This is a genomic window from Streptomyces sp. NPDC059994 (genome assembly GCF_042737755.1).
In the GTDB taxonomy this organism is placed as follows: Bacteria; Actinomycetota; Actinomycetes; order Streptomycetales; family Streptomycetaceae; genus Streptomyces.
Genome location: NZ_JBHWUR010000153.1, coordinates 1 through 14,561 on the forward strand (window position 1 = coordinate 1; position 14,561 = coordinate 14,561).

13 protein-coding genes and 1 pseudogene are annotated in these 14,561 nt (G+C 70.7%); 10 read left to right on the forward strand and 4 right to left on the reverse strand.

Annotated elements, in window-relative coordinates; translation table 11 throughout:
• Nucleotides 1-39: 39 nt before the first annotated feature.
• On the reverse strand, nucleotides 40-270 hold the full coding sequence (locus ACFWA7_RS37515) for a hypothetical protein (protein ID WP_371655163.1): 231 nt from the start codon (nucleotides 268-270) through the stop codon (nucleotides 40-42).
• A 433-nt stretch (nucleotides 271-703) separates the two neighbouring features.
• On the opposite strand from ACFWA7_RS37515, the gene ACFWA7_RS37520 reads away from it, so the two are divergent.
• The 6 genes from ACFWA7_RS37520 to ACFWA7_RS37545 all read left to right on the forward strand — a co-directional run bounded on the left by ACFWA7_RS37520 (nucleotide 704) and on the right by ACFWA7_RS37545 (nucleotide 7,624).
• The gene (locus tag ACFWA7_RS37520) at nucleotides 704-2,824 is read left to right on the forward strand and encodes a type IIA DNA topoisomerase subunit B (protein WP_385549004.1); all 2,121 of its coding nucleotides are present in this window, start codon (nucleotides 704-706) and stop codon (nucleotides 2,822-2,824) included.
• A 207-nt stretch (nucleotides 2,825-3,031) separates the two neighbouring features.
• Entirely contained in the window at nucleotides 3,032-3,547 is a 516-nt protein-coding gene (locus tag ACFWA7_RS37525; RefSeq protein ID WP_385549007.1) for a DUF1453 domain-containing protein, read from the forward strand.
• Nucleotides 3,544-4,719, forward strand: a complete 1,176-nt coding sequence (locus tag ACFWA7_RS37530) for a sensor histidine kinase (RefSeq protein WP_385827624.1) — start codon at nucleotides 3,544-3,546, stop codon at nucleotides 4,717-4,719. Before ACFWA7_RS37525 ends, ACFWA7_RS37530 begins: the two co-directional genes overlap by 4 nt.
• Nucleotides 4,720-4,790: 71 nt before the next feature.
• Nucleotides 4,791-5,453 carry a response regulator gene (locus ACFWA7_RS37535; RefSeq protein WP_385827626.1) on the forward strand — a complete coding sequence of 221 codons (663 nt, stop codon included), beginning with the start codon at nucleotides 4,791-4,793 and terminating at the stop codon, nucleotides 5,451-5,453.
• Nucleotides 5,454-5,552: 99 nt separating this feature from the next.
• The gene (locus ACFWA7_RS37540) at nucleotides 5,553-6,029 is read left to right on the forward strand and encodes a DUF485 domain-containing protein (protein ID WP_385827628.1); all 477 of its coding nucleotides are present in this window, start codon (nucleotides 5,553-5,555) and stop codon (nucleotides 6,027-6,029) included.
• Complete coding sequence (locus ACFWA7_RS37545; protein ID WP_385827630.1) at nucleotides 6,026-7,624, forward strand: cation acetate symporter; 1,599 nt, start codon at nucleotides 6,026-6,028, stop codon at nucleotides 7,622-7,624. Before ACFWA7_RS37540 ends, ACFWA7_RS37545 begins: the two co-directional genes overlap by 4 nt.
• A gap of 55 nt (nucleotides 7,625-7,679) precedes the next feature.
• Here the strand turns inward: ACFWA7_RS37545 and ACFWA7_RS37550 are convergent, their stop codons facing one another.
• A complete protein-coding gene (locus ACFWA7_RS37550; RefSeq protein ID WP_385827632.1) occupies nucleotides 7,680-8,369 on the reverse strand; it encodes a response regulator in 690 nt (229 codons plus the stop codon).
• 134 nt (nucleotides 8,370-8,503) lie between these two features.
• Between ACFWA7_RS37550 and ACFWA7_RS37555 the strand changes: the two genes are divergently transcribed.
• The 3 genes from ACFWA7_RS37555 to ACFWA7_RS37565 all read left to right on the forward strand — a co-directional run bounded on the left by ACFWA7_RS37555 (nucleotide 8,504) and on the right by ACFWA7_RS37565 (nucleotide 11,323).
• Nucleotides 8,504-9,349 (forward strand): ABC transporter ATP-binding protein, encoded by an 846-nt coding sequence (locus tag ACFWA7_RS37555; protein WP_385549024.1) that lies wholly within the window; start codon nucleotides 8,504-8,506, stop codon nucleotides 9,347-9,349.
• Nucleotides 9,339-10,199, forward strand: a complete 861-nt coding sequence (locus tag ACFWA7_RS37560; protein WP_385549027.1) for an ABC transporter permease — start codon at nucleotides 9,339-9,341, stop codon at nucleotides 10,197-10,199. Before ACFWA7_RS37555 ends, ACFWA7_RS37560 begins: the two co-directional genes overlap by 11 nt.
• Before the next feature lie 83 nt (nucleotides 10,200-10,282).
• On the forward strand, nucleotides 10,283-11,323 hold the full coding sequence (locus ACFWA7_RS37565; RefSeq protein WP_385549030.1) for an ABC transporter substrate-binding protein: 1,041 nt from the start codon (nucleotides 10,283-10,285) through the stop codon (nucleotides 11,321-11,323).
• A 69-nt stretch (nucleotides 11,324-11,392) separates the two neighbouring features.
• Here ACFWA7_RS37565 and ACFWA7_RS37570 read toward each other — a convergent pair whose 3' ends face one another.
• Both ACFWA7_RS37570 and ACFWA7_RS37575 read right to left on the reverse strand, forming a co-directional pair.
• Nucleotides 11,393-12,070 carry a response regulator gene (locus ACFWA7_RS37570; protein ID WP_385549033.1) on the reverse strand — a complete coding sequence of 226 codons (678 nt, stop codon included), beginning with the start codon at nucleotides 12,068-12,070 and terminating at the stop codon, nucleotides 11,393-11,395.
• Complete coding sequence (locus tag ACFWA7_RS37575; protein ID WP_385827634.1) at nucleotides 12,067-13,734, reverse strand: ATP-binding protein; 1,668 nt, start codon at nucleotides 13,732-13,734, stop codon at nucleotides 12,067-12,069. Before ACFWA7_RS37575 ends, ACFWA7_RS37570 begins: the two co-directional genes overlap by 4 nt.
• 56 nt (nucleotides 13,735-13,790) lie before the next feature.
• On the opposite strand from ACFWA7_RS37575, the pseudogene ACFWA7_RS37580 reads away from it, so the two are divergent.
• A pseudogene (locus ACFWA7_RS37580) lies at nucleotides 13,791-14,096 on the forward strand (hypothetical protein); the annotation flags it as partial.
• Nucleotides 14,097-14,561: the final 465 nt, after the last annotated feature.

A 14,561-nucleotide genomic window follows, 5' to 3' on the forward strand; every position in this document is an offset into this window, starting at 1 on the left:
GGTCCTGGACCGGCCCTGGCTCGTCGTCAGTGCGAGGTGTCAGTGATCCTCTTCGCCTGCGGATTCGGGCACCGCGGTGAGGCGGTCCGTCTCGTCCTGTATCTCAGCGGCGATCTTCTTCAGTTCCGGCTCGAACTTGCGTCCGTGGTGAGCACAGAAGAGCAGTTCGCCGCCGCTGGTCAGAAGGACACGCAGGTATGCCTGTGCGCCGCAGCGGTCGCAACGGTCAGCGGCCGTCAGGGGGCTCGCGGGGGTCAGAACAGTAGTCACGTCGCCTCTTCTCTAGCTCGACGAGCTGTCGTACCAGGGTCAACATCCAACCAGGCCGAAAACGTTCCCGCTCGGGCCTTCTCCTTGAAACTTCTTGGTCAAGGTGGCTGTCTGCTGCCGGTTGGCGGCGAATGAGCCGTATTGCGTTGCTTTACGGTTTCGCGTTGCTTGTCTCGGTTTGGTCCGCCCGGCGGGGTTGCCGGTTGTTCATGAGGACGTGCCCGGAGCCTAAATGGTTCATGCCTGGATGGGAACGTGATATCCGCATCACCCCAACGAGGGATCGAACATGCATGCGAGGCTGGACTAGCATGAGTATTGCCGAGGGTGGCGTGACAACGGCTCTACCAGGCCTCGGTACCCTCTGACCGGCGACCGACGCCGACCCCCTGCCCATCGGGGGCGAATTGAAATTCAGCGAGGAGCGAACTGCGTGACCGCCGAGACGTCCGTTCCGTCCACTGCGCTGCTCTCCGGCGCCGACCGGGACGGCTCCAACTACACCGCGCGGCACCTGCTCGTCCTTGAAGGCCTCGAAGCGGTCCGCAAGCGCCCGGGCATGTACATCGGCTCGACCGACAGCCGCGGCCTGATGCACTGCCTCTGGGAGATCATCGACAACTCCGTCGACGAGGCTCTGGGCGGGTACTGCGACTTCATCGAGGTGATCCTGCACGACGACGCCTCGGTCGAGGTGCGGGACAACGGCCGGGGCATCCCGGTCGACGTCGAGCCCAAGACCGGTCTGTCGGGCGTCGAGGTCGTCATGACCAAGCTGCACGCCGGCGGCAAGTTCGGCGGCGGTTCCTACGCCGCCTCCGGCGGTCTGCACGGCGTGGGCGCGTCCGTGGTGAACGCGCTCTCGGCCCGCCTCGACGTCGAGGTCGACCGCAGCAGCGCGACGCACTCGATCAGCTTCCGGCGCGGCACGCCCGGCATGTTCACCGAGCAGGGTCCCGACGCCCCCTTCGACCCGTCGAGCGGGCTGCTCAAGGGCAAGCGGGTGCCCAAGACCCGCACCGGCACGCGCATCCGCTACTGGGCGGACCGCCAGATCTTCCTCAAGGACGCGAAGCTCTCCCTGGAGACGCTCCACCAGCGCGCGCGCCAGACGGCCTTCCTGGTCCCAGGCCTGACCATCGTCGTCCGGGACGAGCGCGGCCTCGACGGCGAGGGCAAGACCGAAGAGACGTTCCGCTTCGACGGCGGGATCAGCGAGTTCTGCGACTACCTGTCCCAGGACAAGGGCGTCTGCGACGTGCTGCGGCTCACCGGCCAGGGCACCTTCAAGGAGACCGTCCCGGTCCTGGACGACCGCGGCCACATGACCCCCACCGAGGTCACCCGCGAGCTCGTCGTGGACATCGCGCTGCGCTGGGGCACCGGGTACGACACCAACCTGAAGTCGTTCGTGAACATCATCGCCACCCCCAAGGGCGGCACCCATGTCAGCGGCTTCGAGCGCTCGGTCACCAAGACCGTCAACGAGGTGCTGCGCTCCGCGAAGCTGCTGCGCGTCGCGGAGGACGACGTCGTCAAGGACGACGCCATGGAGGGCATGACGGCGGTGGTCACCGTCCGTCTCGCCGAGCCGCAGTTCGAGGGCCAGACCAAGGAGGTGCTCGGCACCTCGGCGGCCAACCGGATCGTCGCCAATGTGGTCGCCAAGGAGCTGAAGGCGTTCCTGACCTCCACCAAGCGCGACGCCAAGGCGCAGGCCCGGGCGGTGCTCGACAAGATCGTGGCCGCGGCCAGGACCCGGATCGCCGCCCGTCAGCACAAGGAGGCGCAGCGGCGGAAGACCGCCCTGGAGTCCTCCTCGCTGCCGGCCAAGCTGGCCGACTGCCGCAGCGACGACGTGGAGCGCAGCGAGCTCTTCATCGTCGAGGGCGACTCCGCGCTCGGCACCGCCAAGCTCGCCCGGAACTCGGAGTTCCAGGCGCTGCTCCCGATCCGCGGCAAGATCCTCAACGTTCAGAAGGCGTCCGTCTCGGACATGCTCAAGAACGCCGAGTGCGGCGCGATCATCCAGGTCATAGGAGCGGGCTCGGGCCGGACCTTCGACATCGACGCGGCGCGGTACGGCAAGATCGTGCTGCTCGTCGACGCCGATGTCGACGGCGCCCACATCCGCATCCTGCTGCTGACCCTCTTCCAGCGCTATATGCGCCCGATGGTCGAGGCGGGCCGGGTCTTCGCCGCCGTCCCGCCGCTGCACCGGATCGAGCTGGTCCAGCCCAAGAAGGGCCAGGACAAGTACGTGTACACGTACTCGGACAACGAGCTGCGCCAGACCCTGCTGGAGTTCCAGCGCAAGGGCGTCCGGTACAAGGACTCCATCCAGCGCTACAAGGGCCTCGGCGAGATGGACGCCGACCAGCTGGCGGAGACCACGATGGACCCGCGGTTCCGCACCCTGCGCCGGATCAACATCGGCGACCTGGAGGCCTCCGAGCAGGTCTTCGATCTGCTGATGGGCAACGAGGTGGCGCCCCGCAAGGAGTTCATCACCAGCTCGGCGGCGACGCTGGACCGCTCGCGCATCGACGCGTAGCCGCGGCGGGGGCGGCCGGGATGGCCGGGCAGGTCCGGGCTGCCCCGGCTGCCTCGCCCGTCCGGGCGCCGGGGGTGGCGTGTCCACCCGTGGGTGGAGCCGAGAGCTCCACCCACGTTCAACCCCTGCTCCGATGTGTCTGACCAGGCCGTTTCCGTAACTTCGATGGCGTAGGGAAGTCCTGCCGTCGTAGTTCCGGAGGCCCAGATGTCCGCGCTCGTGAATGTGCTGGTGGCGGTGGCCGTCGTCGCGCTGATCGTCTCGCGCCAGGTGCGGCCCCAGCAGCTGGCCGACGCCAGACGCTGGTGGCTCGTCCCAGCGGTCCTGGTGTATTTGGCGATACGGGAAAAGGGCCTGGTCGACCCGGACCACCACATGGCCTCGGTGCTGCTGCTCGGCACGGAGACCGCGGCCGGGCTGCTCATGGGTGCGGCCTGGGGCTGGACCAGCAAGGTGTGGACCGAGGCGGACGGCTCGGTGTGGACCAGGGGTACCAAGGCGACGGCGGCCGTCTGGGCCGTGGGCATCGCGGTCCGGGCAGGGCTCGTCGGCATCGGCGCCCTGGCCGGGATACGGATGGGCACGGGCGCGCTGCTGCTTGGCCTGGCGGCCTCGCTCCTGGTCCGCAGCGGCGTCCTGGCGTGGCGGGCCCAGCCGCTGCACGCGTCGTACGGTGTTGCTGCCGACGGCTCCACCCGGCCGCTGTGGAAGGACCGCGTGTGACCACCGACGTCTGGTTCATCTGGCCCTCGCGGGAGGCGCTCTCCCGCGAAGGGCTCACCCGCGCACGGCTCGGCATCATGTGGGGTGTGCGCGGGCTGCTGCTCGGCGGGATGCTGTGGACCGCGATCAGCGAGAAGGGGCCCGACGGCTGGTCCTGGGCGTTGGGCGTCGCCATGGTGGCGGTGATGGTCGTGCTGGCCCGGGCGTTCTGGCAGCAGACGCTCGCCCACCGGCTGTGGCCCTCGCTGGGGCTGCTCGCGCTGCTGATGGCGTCGGCGCTCGGCGCGCAGCAGAGCGACTGGCACATCTTCGCGATCATCGTGTGGTGCGGCTGCGCGATCTCCGCTCTGGAACGGCTCCCGCTGGGCGCCGCCGTCCCCTGCACCCTGGTGGCCCTCGGGGCGTATGCGGTGGTGAACACCGACACCTGGCTGACCACCGCCCTCACCACCGCAGGGCTGGGCCTCGCCGGATATGTGCTGCGGCTGGACGCGGAGGCGCGGGGCAACGCCCAGCGGCTGCTCGCCCAGGAGCGGGCCGCCCGGACCGCCCGGGCCGAGTCGGCCGCGTTCGCCGAGCGGGCCAGGATCGCCCGAGAGATCCACGATGTGCTGGCGCACAGCCTCTCCGCCCAGCTGGTGCATCTGGAGGCGGCCCGGCTGATGATCGAGCGCGAGCCCGCCGGGGACTTCCGGGACCGGATCCTGGAGCGGGTGGTCGCCGCCCGGTCGATGGCGCGGGAGGGCCTGGCCGAGACCCGGCAGGCGCTCTCCGCGCTGCGCGGCGAGATCACGCCGGTCGAGGACTTCCTGCATACGCTCGTCGAAGGCGGCGGGCCCGGCGGTCCGGCCGGGGTCGAAGTGACTGGGGAGCGGCGGCCGTTGGCGGCCGAGGCGTCCCAGGCGGTGCGGCGTGTGGCGCAGGAGGCCCTGACGAATGTGCGCAAGCACGCGCCGGGCGCCGCCGTGGCCGTCCGGCTGGAGTATCTGCCGGACGAAGTGGCCCTGGAGGTAAGGGACTCGGGCGGTGGCCGGGTCGCCGACGAACTGGCAGTGAGCGGTTCCGGATACGGTCTGCTCGGGATGAGGGAGCGCGCCGAACTGCTCGGCGGGACTCTGGAGGCGGGACCGGAGGAAGAGGGCTTCGTGGTGCGGCTGAGGGTGCCGGCATGACCGGGGAAGGGGGCGGTGTGACCGTGGGAGGTGCCGGGGCCGAGGACGGGCCCGGAAAGGGGGGCCGTGCGATGCGCGTGGTCGTGGCGGACGACCAGTCGGTGGTGCGTGAGGGGATCGTGATGCTGCTCGGGCTGCTGCCCGGCGTCGAGGTGGTGGGCGCGGCGAAGGACGGCGAGGAGGCGGTCGCGCTGGTCGCCGAAGTGGCCCCGGACGTGGTCCTGATGGACCTGCGGATGCCGCGCTGCGACGGGGCCGAGGCCACCCGCCGTATCCGCTCCGCGTATCCGGGTACGCAGGTGGTGATCCTGACGACCTACGCCGACGACGACTCGCTCTTCCCGGCGCTGCAGGCCGGGGCGCGCGGGTATCTGACCAAGGACGCGGGCGGCGACGAGATCGTCAGGGCGATACAGGACGTGCTGGCCGGACAGGCCGGTCTGGCGCCCTCGGTGCAACGGCGACTGCTCGAAAGGGTGATGGCGCCACCGCCCGCGACGGCTCCGGCGGTGCTGCCCGACGGGCTCACCGGCCGTGAGGGCGAGGTGCTCGGCCTGGTCGCGGAGGGCCTGTCCAACCCTGAGATCTCCCGTGCGCTGCACATCTCCACCGCGACGGTGAAGACACACATCAACAACATCTTCGCCAAGACGGGAGCCAGGGACCGGGCGCAGGCCGTGCGGTACGCCTATCAGCACGGCCTCTCGCGACCACCGGGTTCGGCCATCACCTAATGGGGTGAAGAGGGGGGCGTTGAAGAGTGCGAGGACGTCCCTTCTGCCCATCCTTGGGCACGCGGCCGAACAGGGCCGTGGACTAAGGAGTGTTGTTCGGTGGAGAGACAGGAACGGCACGAACCGGTGGCGGCACGGATCGACGACCCCTGGTACGACGCGCTCGCCTCCGGGTGGGGCGAACTGGACGGCACGGTGCCCGCGGTCGCTCCGGCGCGGCAGCGGGCGGCCGAGCCGGACGCGGGGCGCAGCGCGGCCGACATCTATCTGGAGGTGCAGCGCAGCGCAGCCTTCCAGGAAGTGCGCGCCCGCTACCGCAGGTTCGTGGTCCCGGCCGCGCTCGCGTTCCTCACCTGGTACTTCGCGTATGTCGTGGCCGCGACCACCGCGCCGGACCTGATGGCCCATCAGGTGGTCGGGGCGGTCAATGTCGCCATGGTCGCCGGGCTCGGCCAGTTCCTCTCCACCTTCCTGCTGACCTGGGCGTACGCCCGTCATGCGAGGCTGCGCCGGGACCGGGCCGCGCTCGAACTGCGCTGGGACACCCAGGAGATGACACGGGGGATGGCCAGGTGAGCGCCGGCAGGGATCACCAGGCGCTGGCGCTGCTGCTGTTCAGCGCGTTCGTGGCGGCGACGCTGGCGATCACCACCTGGGTGAGCCGCGGCCGGCGCGGCTCGGCGGAGGAGTTCTATGCGGGCGGGCGGCTGTTCTCCCCCATGGAGAACGGTTTCGCCATCGCCGGCGACTACATGTCGGCCGCCTCGTTCCTGGGGATCTCCGGACTCATCGCGCTCTTCGGGTACGACGGGATGCTCTACTCCGTCGGGTTCCTGGTGGCCTGGCTGGTGGTGCTGCTGCTGGTGGCCGAACTGGTCCGCAACTGCGGGCGGTTCACCCTCGCCGATGTCATCGCCGCCCGGATGAGCGAGCGCCCGGTGCGGATCGCGGCGGGAACTTCTTCGGTCACCGTGTCCGTTCTCTATCTGGTGGCGCAGATGGTCGGCGCGGGCAGCCTGGTGGCGCTGCTGCTCGGCGGATCCAGCGGCGCGGCCCGCTCGTGGACCGTCATCGGCGTGGGTGCGCTGATGGTGATCTATGTGTCGCTCGGCGGGATGCGGGCGACCACCTGGATCCAGATCGTGAAGGCCGTCCTCCTCATGGCCGGAGCGGTCACGCTCACCGTGCTGGTGCTGATGCGCTTCCACGGAAACATCAATCTGCTGCTCAACACGGCGGCCGAACGGAGCGGCCACGGAAAGGAGTTCCTCTCCCCGGGGCTCAGATACGGCGGCGGCTGGACCGCGCGGCTCGACTTCATCAGCCTGGGCCTGGCCCTGGTGCTCGGTACGGCGGGGCTGCCGCACATCCTCTCCCGCTTCTACACGGTGCCGACCGCCCGGGCCGCGCGCCACTCGGTCGTCTGGGCGATCGGTCTCATCGGCGGCTTCTACCTGATGACCATCGTGCTCGGCTTCGGCGCGGCCGCCGTGGTCGGCTCCGCCGAGGTGAAGTCCGCGAACGCGGCGGGGAACACGGCCGTGCCGCTACTGGCGCTCGATCTGGGCGGCGGCGCGGGTTCCACAGGCGGAACGGTTCTCTTCGCGGTCGTGGCCGCCGTCGCCTTCGCCACCATCCTGGCCGTCGTCGCCGGGATCACCCTCGCCTCCTCCGCTTCCGTCGCCCATGACCTGTACGCCTCGCTGCGGCGGCGCCACGCCAGGCAGCACAGCGAGGTGGCGGTGGCCCGGGTCGCCGCCGCCGGGATCGGGGCGGTCGCCATCGGTCTCGGGCTGCTGGCCCGGGACCTGAACGTGGCGTTCCTGGTCGGGCTGGCGTTCGCGGTTGCGGCCTCGGCCAATCTGCCCGTGCTGCTCTACTCGTTGTTCTGGCGGAACTTCACCACCCGGGGCGCGGTCTGGTCGGTCTACGGCGGACTCATTCCCGCGCTGGTCCTGGTGGTGCTGTCACCGGTGGTCTCGGGCGGGCCCCACGCGCTGTTCCCCGGGGTGGACTTCCAGTTCTTCCCGCTGGAGAACCCGGGCCTCATCTCCATCCCGCTGGGCTTCCTGACCGGCTGGCTGGGCACGGTGACCTCACCCGAGCCGCCGGACGCGGCCCGCCACGCGGAGACGGAGGTGCGATCGCTGACGGGGGCGGGGGCGGTCTAGCCGTCGGCAGGATCGATCCTCCTGAGGCCAGGGCGCCCGGCCGCGGCCCCGCCGGTCACACGGCCCAGGCGTACCGGTGTTCCGGGCGGCCCGTCTCCCCGTACCGCAGGGTGAGGCGGAGGCGGCCGGACTGCTCCAGGAGCCGGAGGTAGCGCTGGGCGGTGGAGCGGCTGAGGCCGGTGCGGCCCGCCACCTCATGGGCCGAGAGCGGATGGTCCGCGTGGTGCAGCACCTCGCGGATCAACTCCGCCGTGGGCAGCGAGTGGCCGCTGGGCAGCCCGGGGGCGGTCGCGGCGCTGCGCAGCGCCCCGAAGATCCGGTCGACCTGGTCCTGCCCGGTGCCCTCGGCGCCGTCCTCCCCGGCCCGGTCCACGGTGCGGCGCAGGGTCGCGTACGCGTCGAGCTTGGTCCGCAGGCCCGCGAAGGTGAACGGCTTGACGAGGTAGTGCAGCGCGCCGTGGCGCATCGCGGCCTGGACGGTGGCCACGTCGCTGGCCGAGGTCACCATGATCACATCGGTGTGGTGGCCGAGCTGGCGCATCCGTCGGACCAGTGACAGCCCGGTCTCGTCCGGCAGGAAGTGGTCGAGCAGTACCAGGTCGACCCGGTGGCGCTCCAGCGTCGCCAGCGCCTGGGCGGCGCTGTGCGCGCGGGCGACGACCCGGAACCCGGGAACCTTCCCGACGTATGCCGCGTTGATCTCGACGACACGGAAGTCGTCGTCCACGACCAGGACGTCTATCAACGTGTTTCCTTCCCGTTGAATCCCCGCAGTTGTAGCGCGAGCAAAACGAGCACAACAGGGGTCAGCGAGCAGAAGTGTGTCTTGCGCCCACAAGGCTGCCGCTGTGCCCTGCGCCACATCTACGGTCCCGCTCCATGAGCACAGAGCAGAGGGGCACAGAGCAGGCGGGCCCTGACAGAAGCCCCGCCATCGAGCTGCGGAGCGCGAGCAAGTCGTTCCGTACGCCGTCCGGGGCGCTGCACACGGCCGTCCGGGACCTGGACCTGACCGTGGGGCGCGGTGAGTTCGTCGCCGTGGTCGGCCCCACCGGCTGCGGGAAGTCGACGACCCTGTCCCTGGTCAGCGGTCTGGAGGAGCCCACCGAGGGCGAGGTCCTGGTGGCCGGGGAGCCGGTCGACGGCATCGGCGACAAGATCGGCTTCGTCTTCCAGCAGGACGCGGTCTTCCCCTGGCGGACCGTCCTGTCGAACGTGATGGCAGGGCCGCGCTTCAGGGGCGCGTCGAAGGCGGAGGCCAAGGAGAGGGCCCGCGCATGGCTGGCCCGGGTCGGACTCGCGTCCTTCGAGGACCGCTATCCGCACCAGCTCTCCGGCGGCCAGCGCAAGCGCGTCGCCCTCGCCGCGACCTTGGTCAACGACCCCGAGATCCTGCTGATGGACGAGCCGTTCTCGGCGCTCGACGTACAGACCAGGGCGCTGATGTCCGACGAGCTCCTCGACCTGTGGTCCGGAACGGGCTCCTCCGTCGTCTTCGTCACCCATGACCTGGAGGAGTCGATCGCCCTCGCCGACAAGGTCGTCGTCATGACCGCGGGCCCCGCGACCGTCAAGCAGGTCTTCGACATCGACCTGCCGCGCCCCCGCAAGGTCGAGTCGATCCGACTGGAGCCCCGGTTCATCGAGATCTACCGGGAGATCTGGGAGTCGCTGGGCGAAGAGGTCCGCATCACCCGGGAGCGGGGTGCCGCCGATGTCGCCTGACACGATCGACGCAGCCCCGGTCAAGCCCACCGAGCGCACCAGGGCGCGGGCGCGCGCCGCCCGCAACCGGCGCTTCCTCGTCCACGGCAGCCGCGTCCTGCTGCTCGTCGCCGTGATCGCGCTCTGGGAGGTCCTGGCCCGCACCAAGGCCATCGACCCCTTCAACTTCTCGATGCCGTCGAAGATCTGGGAGCAGATACGCGACTGGGCCGTGCACGGCACCGCGCAGGGCTCCCTGTGGGAGCAGATCTGGTACACGCTGTACGAGGCCCTGCTCGGCTGGATCATCGGCGTCCTTGGCGGTGTCGTCCTCGGCATCACCCTCGGCCGGATCCGGTTCCTCGCCGATGTCCTCGGCCCGTACATCAAGGTCCTCAACGCGATCCCGAGGATCGTGCTCGCGCCGATCTTCCTCATCTGGTTCGGGCTCGGCCCGGCCTCGAAGGTCGCGTCGGCGGTCGTCCTGGTCTTCTTCCCGGTCTTCTTCAACGCGTTCCAGGGCGCCCGCGAGGTCGACCGCAATCTGGTGGACAACGCCCGCATCCTGGGCGCGAGCAACCGGCGGGTCACCCTTCAGGTCGTCGTCCCCTCCGCCACGTCCTGGATCTTCACCAGTCTCCACGTCAGCTTCGGGTTCGCCCTGATCGGCGCGATCGTCGGCGAGTACATCGGCGCGACCAAGGGGCTCGGGCTGCTCGTCGCCGCCTCGCAGGGGACGTTCAACGCCGCCGGTGTGTACGCGGCGATGGTCATCCTCGCGATCGTCGCCCTCTTCACCGAGGGACTGCTCACCTTCGCCGAACGCCGGCTGTTCCGCTGGCGGCCCGCCGAGCCCGGCACCGAACGCTGAAGGCGTGCCCCCGGCGACTGACGGGTCTCTACCCCTCCCCGTACCCCCTCCCTCTCTCACCCATATCACCGGGACGTGATGACATGCGCAGCCACCACTTCAGCAGAATCCCCGCGGCCGTCCTGGCGGGCGCCCTCGCCGCCGCCACCCTGACCGCCTGCGGCTCGGACGACTCCGGATCCGGCTCGTCGAACAAGGTCAAGATCATGGTCGGTGGCCTGGACAAGGTCATCTATCTGCCCGCGATGCTCACCCAGCAGCTGGGCTTCTTCAAGGCCGAGGGGCTGGACGTCCAGCTGCTGAGCGAGCCGGCCGGGGTGCAGGCCGAGACCGCGCTGATCTCCGGCGACGTCCAGGGCGCCGTCGGCTTCTACGACCACACCCTCGACCTCCAGGTCAAGGGCAAGCAGGTGGAGTCGGTGGTGCAGTTCTCGCACGCGCCCGGCGAAGTCGAGATCGTCTCCAGCAAGGCCGAGGGCGACATCGCCACTCCCAAGGACTTCAAGGGGAAGAAGCTCGGCGTCACCGGCCTCGGCTCGTCGACCGACTTCCTCACCAAGTACCTGGCGGTCCGCGGCGGGCTGAAGACCAGCGACTTCACGCCGGTCGCGGTCGGCGCGGGCCAGACGTTCATCGCCGCTCTGAAGCAGGGCTCCATCCAGGGCGGCATGACGACCGATCCGACGGTCGCCAACGTCCTGGACCAGAAGCTCGGCACGGTCCTCATCGACATGCGGACGCCCGAGGGGTCGCGGTCCGCGCTCGGCGGCCCGTACCCCTCGTCGAGCCTCTACATGAACGCGAGTTGGGTGAACGGGCACCAGGAGACCGTGCAGAAGCTGGCGAACGCGCTGGTCAAGACGTTGCGGTGGATGTCCTCGCACAGCGCGGAGGAGATCGCGGCAAAGATGCCCGCCGACTACGCGAAGGGCGGCAAGGCGCTCTACGCGCAGTCCATCAAGAGCACCCTGCCCATGTTCACCAAGGACGGAGTGATGCCCGCCAACGGGCCCGAGACGGTCGAGAAGGTCCTGAAGGCGTTCAACCCCAACCTCAAGCACGCGGAGGTGGACCTGTCCAAGACGTTCACCACCGAGTTCGTGAACAAGGTCCCGAAGGGCTGAGACGTTCGGATCCCGGTGTCACTCGGACCGGGGTGTCACTCGGACCGGGGTGTCGCTCGGACCCGGGCGTCAGCGGCCGGTCGCCCACTCGTAGCGGTGCTCGGGGCGGCCGGTCTCCCCGTAGCGCAGACCGAGCCGTACGCGACCCGCCCGCTCCAGAAGCTTCAGATAGCGCTGGGCCGTCTGCCGGCTCACCCCCGCCCGCTCCGCGATCTCCTGCGCCGAGAGCGGGCCTTCGGCCGCGAGCAGCACCTGGCGCAGCAGTTCGGCGGTGGTGGGGGAGTGGCCCTTGGGCAGGTCGGGCTCGCCGGAGACCGAGAGGGCGCCGAAGATCCGGTCCACCTGGGCCTGTTCGGCCTCGCCGCCGCCGTCGAGGGTGCGGCGCAGCGCGGCGTACGCCTCCAGCTTGGTGCGCAGCCCCGCGAAGCTGAACGGCTTGACGAGGTACTGGAGTGCCCCCTGGCGCATCGCGGCCTGGACGGTGCTGACGTCGCGGGCGGCCGTCACCATGATCACGTCGGTGTGGTGGCCGAGCCGGCGCAGCTCGCGTACGACGGCGAGGCCGTTCTCGTCCGGCAGATAGTGGTCGAGCAGGACCAGATCGACGGGGCGCTCGGCGATGATCGCGAGCGCCTCCGCGGCCGAATGCGCCTTCGCCACCACCCGGAAACCGGGAACTTTTTCGGCGTACGCGGCATTGATGTCGGCGACCCGCCGGTCGTCGTCCACGACGAGGACATCGATCATCGCGCCTCCTCATGCAGTACGGTCCCGTTCGCGTCCTCGTCCAGGGCCTCGCTCAGCGCCTCCGGCAGGACGACGGTGAACTCGGCCCCGCCGTCCGCACCCGTGGCCACGCGCGCGTGCCCGCCCTGGCGCTCGGCGAACCGCCGGACCAGGGCGAGCCCCAGGCCCCGCTTGCCGTGGGCGGGGAGATCCTTGGTGGACCAGCCCTCGGTGAAGATCAGTTCGCGCTGCCCGTCGGGGACGCCGGGGCCGCTGTCGACGACCCGCAGCACGGCCGTACGCCCCTCGGCGCGCAGGGTCACCCCGACCGAGGCGTCCGGAGTGCCCGCGGCCGCGTCCAGCGCGTTGTCGACGAGGTTCCCGACGACGGTGACGAGCCCGTGCGGGTCGACCAGCCGGTCGGGGAGCAGGGTGTCCGGGGTGATGCGCAGGGCGACCGCGCGCTCGGCCGCCACGGTGGCCTTGCCGACCAGCATCGCCGCGAGCAGCGGGTCGCGGACCTTCTCGGTGACCTGCTCGGCGGTGGTCCGGTGCACGCCGACGACCTCGGTGACGAACTCGACCGCCTCGTCGTGCATCTCCAGCTCCAGCAGGCCGAGCAGGGTGTGCAGCCGGTTGGCGTGCTCGTGGTCCTGGGCACGCAGGGCGTCGATGAGGCCGTGGGTGGAGTCCAGCTCGCGCCCCAGGCGCTCCAGCTCGGTGCGGTCCCGCAGGGTGGCGACGGCGCCGCCGTCGTCGGTCGGCATGCGGTTGGCGACCAGGACGCGGTGGCCGCGTACGGTCAGCAGATCGGTGCCCGAGACGCGGCCCGCGAGCACATCGGTCGTCCGCCCCGCGCCGAGCACCTCGTCCAGGGGGCGGCCCGCGGCCTCGGGGCCGACGCCGAGAAGCCGCTGGGCCTCGTCGTTGAGCAGCCGGATCCGGCCGGTGCGGTCGAGCGCCACCACGCCCTCGCGGATCGAGTGGAGCATCGCCTCGCGCTCCGCGAGCAGCGCGGAGATGTCGGAGAAGGCCAGGTCACGGGTCTGTTTCTGGATCCGGCGGGAGATCAGATACGCGGCGAGGGCGCCTGCCGCGAGGGCGCCGCCCGCGTAGGCGAGCAGCCCGGGGATGGCGGCGAGCAGCCGGGCGCGCACGCTGTCGTACTCGATCCCGACCGACACCGCCCCGACGATCGCGCCGCCGGAGTCCCGCAGCGGCACCTTGCCGCGCGCCGAGCGGCCCAGCGTGCCGCTGTCGATCTCCATGACCTCCTCGCCCGCCAGCGCCTCGCTGGGGTCGGTGGAGACGACCTTGCCGATCTGCTTGCCGTCGGTGTGCGACCAGCGCACCCCGCGCCGGTCCATGACCACCACGTACTCGGCGCCGGTGGCCCGGCGGATCCGCTCGGCCTCGCGCTGCACGGGGCCGTCGGCGGCGGGCCGGGACGCGACCAGGTCCGCCGCGAGCTGCGGCTGGGCGGCCGTCGACTCGGCGATGGCGAGGGCCCGGCGCATCGCCTGGTCGTCGAGCTGGTGGCTGAGCGGGGCGAGGAACAGGCCGGTCGCGAGCACGGTGACACCGGCGGCGATGGCCAGCTGCATCAGCAGCACCTGGGAGAAGACGCGCTGCGGCCAGCCGAACCGCCGCCGTCCGGGTGCGGGCGTGCTGGGGACGGCACTCATGCCTATGCACGGTAGACGGCTCCGCGCCGCATTCCGAAATCTGTTCGCACAAACCGATGGCGAGGACGGCCTGGCCGGTGCCGGGGCTGCTCAGGCGCCGGCTGACCGCGCACGGCTTCCTGGGCGGCACCGTGCTCTGCTTCGCCTTCTTCCCTGGTACCCGATGGCCCGGGAGCTTCGTCCTGGCCTAAGCCTGGCCTGCCAGAAGCCTGGCCTTCCAGAAGACCGAGGACGGGCGGACCACCTGGGCCGGCTGGTCCAACCTCAGTCACGTCTTCCACGACCCGGCGTTCTGGCAGGCCTGGCGCCACACGCTGCTGTTCAACGGAGTCGCGCTGGTGCTCGGCTTCACCGTCCCGTTCCCGGGGACCCGGGCTCACGCCCCACCGCAAGGCCCTGCGGCTGCGCCGGACCCTGCCCGGCTTCGGGGCGGCCCGCTGACCTGGCTGGACGCGCCGCAGGGGGGTTCTGGCCTTCGCCCGCCCGCATGGCATGCTCCGCCTGGTCAACCCGGCGGACGCACCGGCCGGGCTGCCGTGACACGTCGACCTGCTCCTCACCAGCGGTGCCTTGGACGCCGCCGGGCGGCTGCCGCGCGACACCGCTGTCTGCTGCGGGCGTGAATTCCTTACGAGACTCTTATGCGCGCCTCTATCTCTTGCCTTATCCGTTCCTTACGCCTCGGGGATGTCCGCCTTGGCACGCACCAGCGTGTCGCGGGTGGTCACGACGATCCGCTCGTAATCGGCCGGGGCGGCGGGCGCGAGCCGCCGGGCGACGCGCGGCCGGGCGACGCGCGGCCGGGCGACGCGCGGCCGGGCGACGCG

What these genes read in the sequence shown, in the direction of transcription:
- ACFWA7_RS37525 (WP_385549007.1), top strand. Translation starts at nt 3,032, where the DNA reads ATGTCCGCGCTCGTGAATGTGCTGGTGGCGGTGGCCGTCGTCGCGCTG.
- ACFWA7_RS37535 (WP_385827626.1), top strand. Translation starts at nt 4,791, where the DNA reads ATGCGCGTGGTCGTGGCGGACGACCAGTCGGTGGTGCGTGAGGGGATC.
- ACFWA7_RS37555 (WP_385549024.1), top strand. Translation starts at nt 8,504, where the DNA reads ATGAGCACAGAGCAGAGGGGCACAGAGCAGGCGGGCCCTGACAGAAGC.
- ACFWA7_RS37560 (WP_385549027.1), top strand. Translation starts at nt 9,339, where the DNA reads ATGTCGCCTGACACGATCGACGCAGCCCCGGTCAAGCCCACCGAGCGC.
- ACFWA7_RS37565 (WP_385549030.1), top strand. Translation starts at nt 10,283, where the DNA reads ATGCGCAGCCACCACTTCAGCAGAATCCCCGCGGCCGTCCTGGCGGGC.
- ACFWA7_RS37570 (WP_385549033.1), bottom strand. Translation starts at nt 12,070, where the DNA reads ATGATCGATGTCCTCGTCGTGGACGACGACCGGCGGGTCGCCGACATC.
- ACFWA7_RS37575 (WP_385827634.1), bottom strand. Translation starts at nt 13,734, where the DNA reads ATGAGTGCCGTCCCCAGCACGCCCGCACCCGGACGGCGGCGGTTCGGC.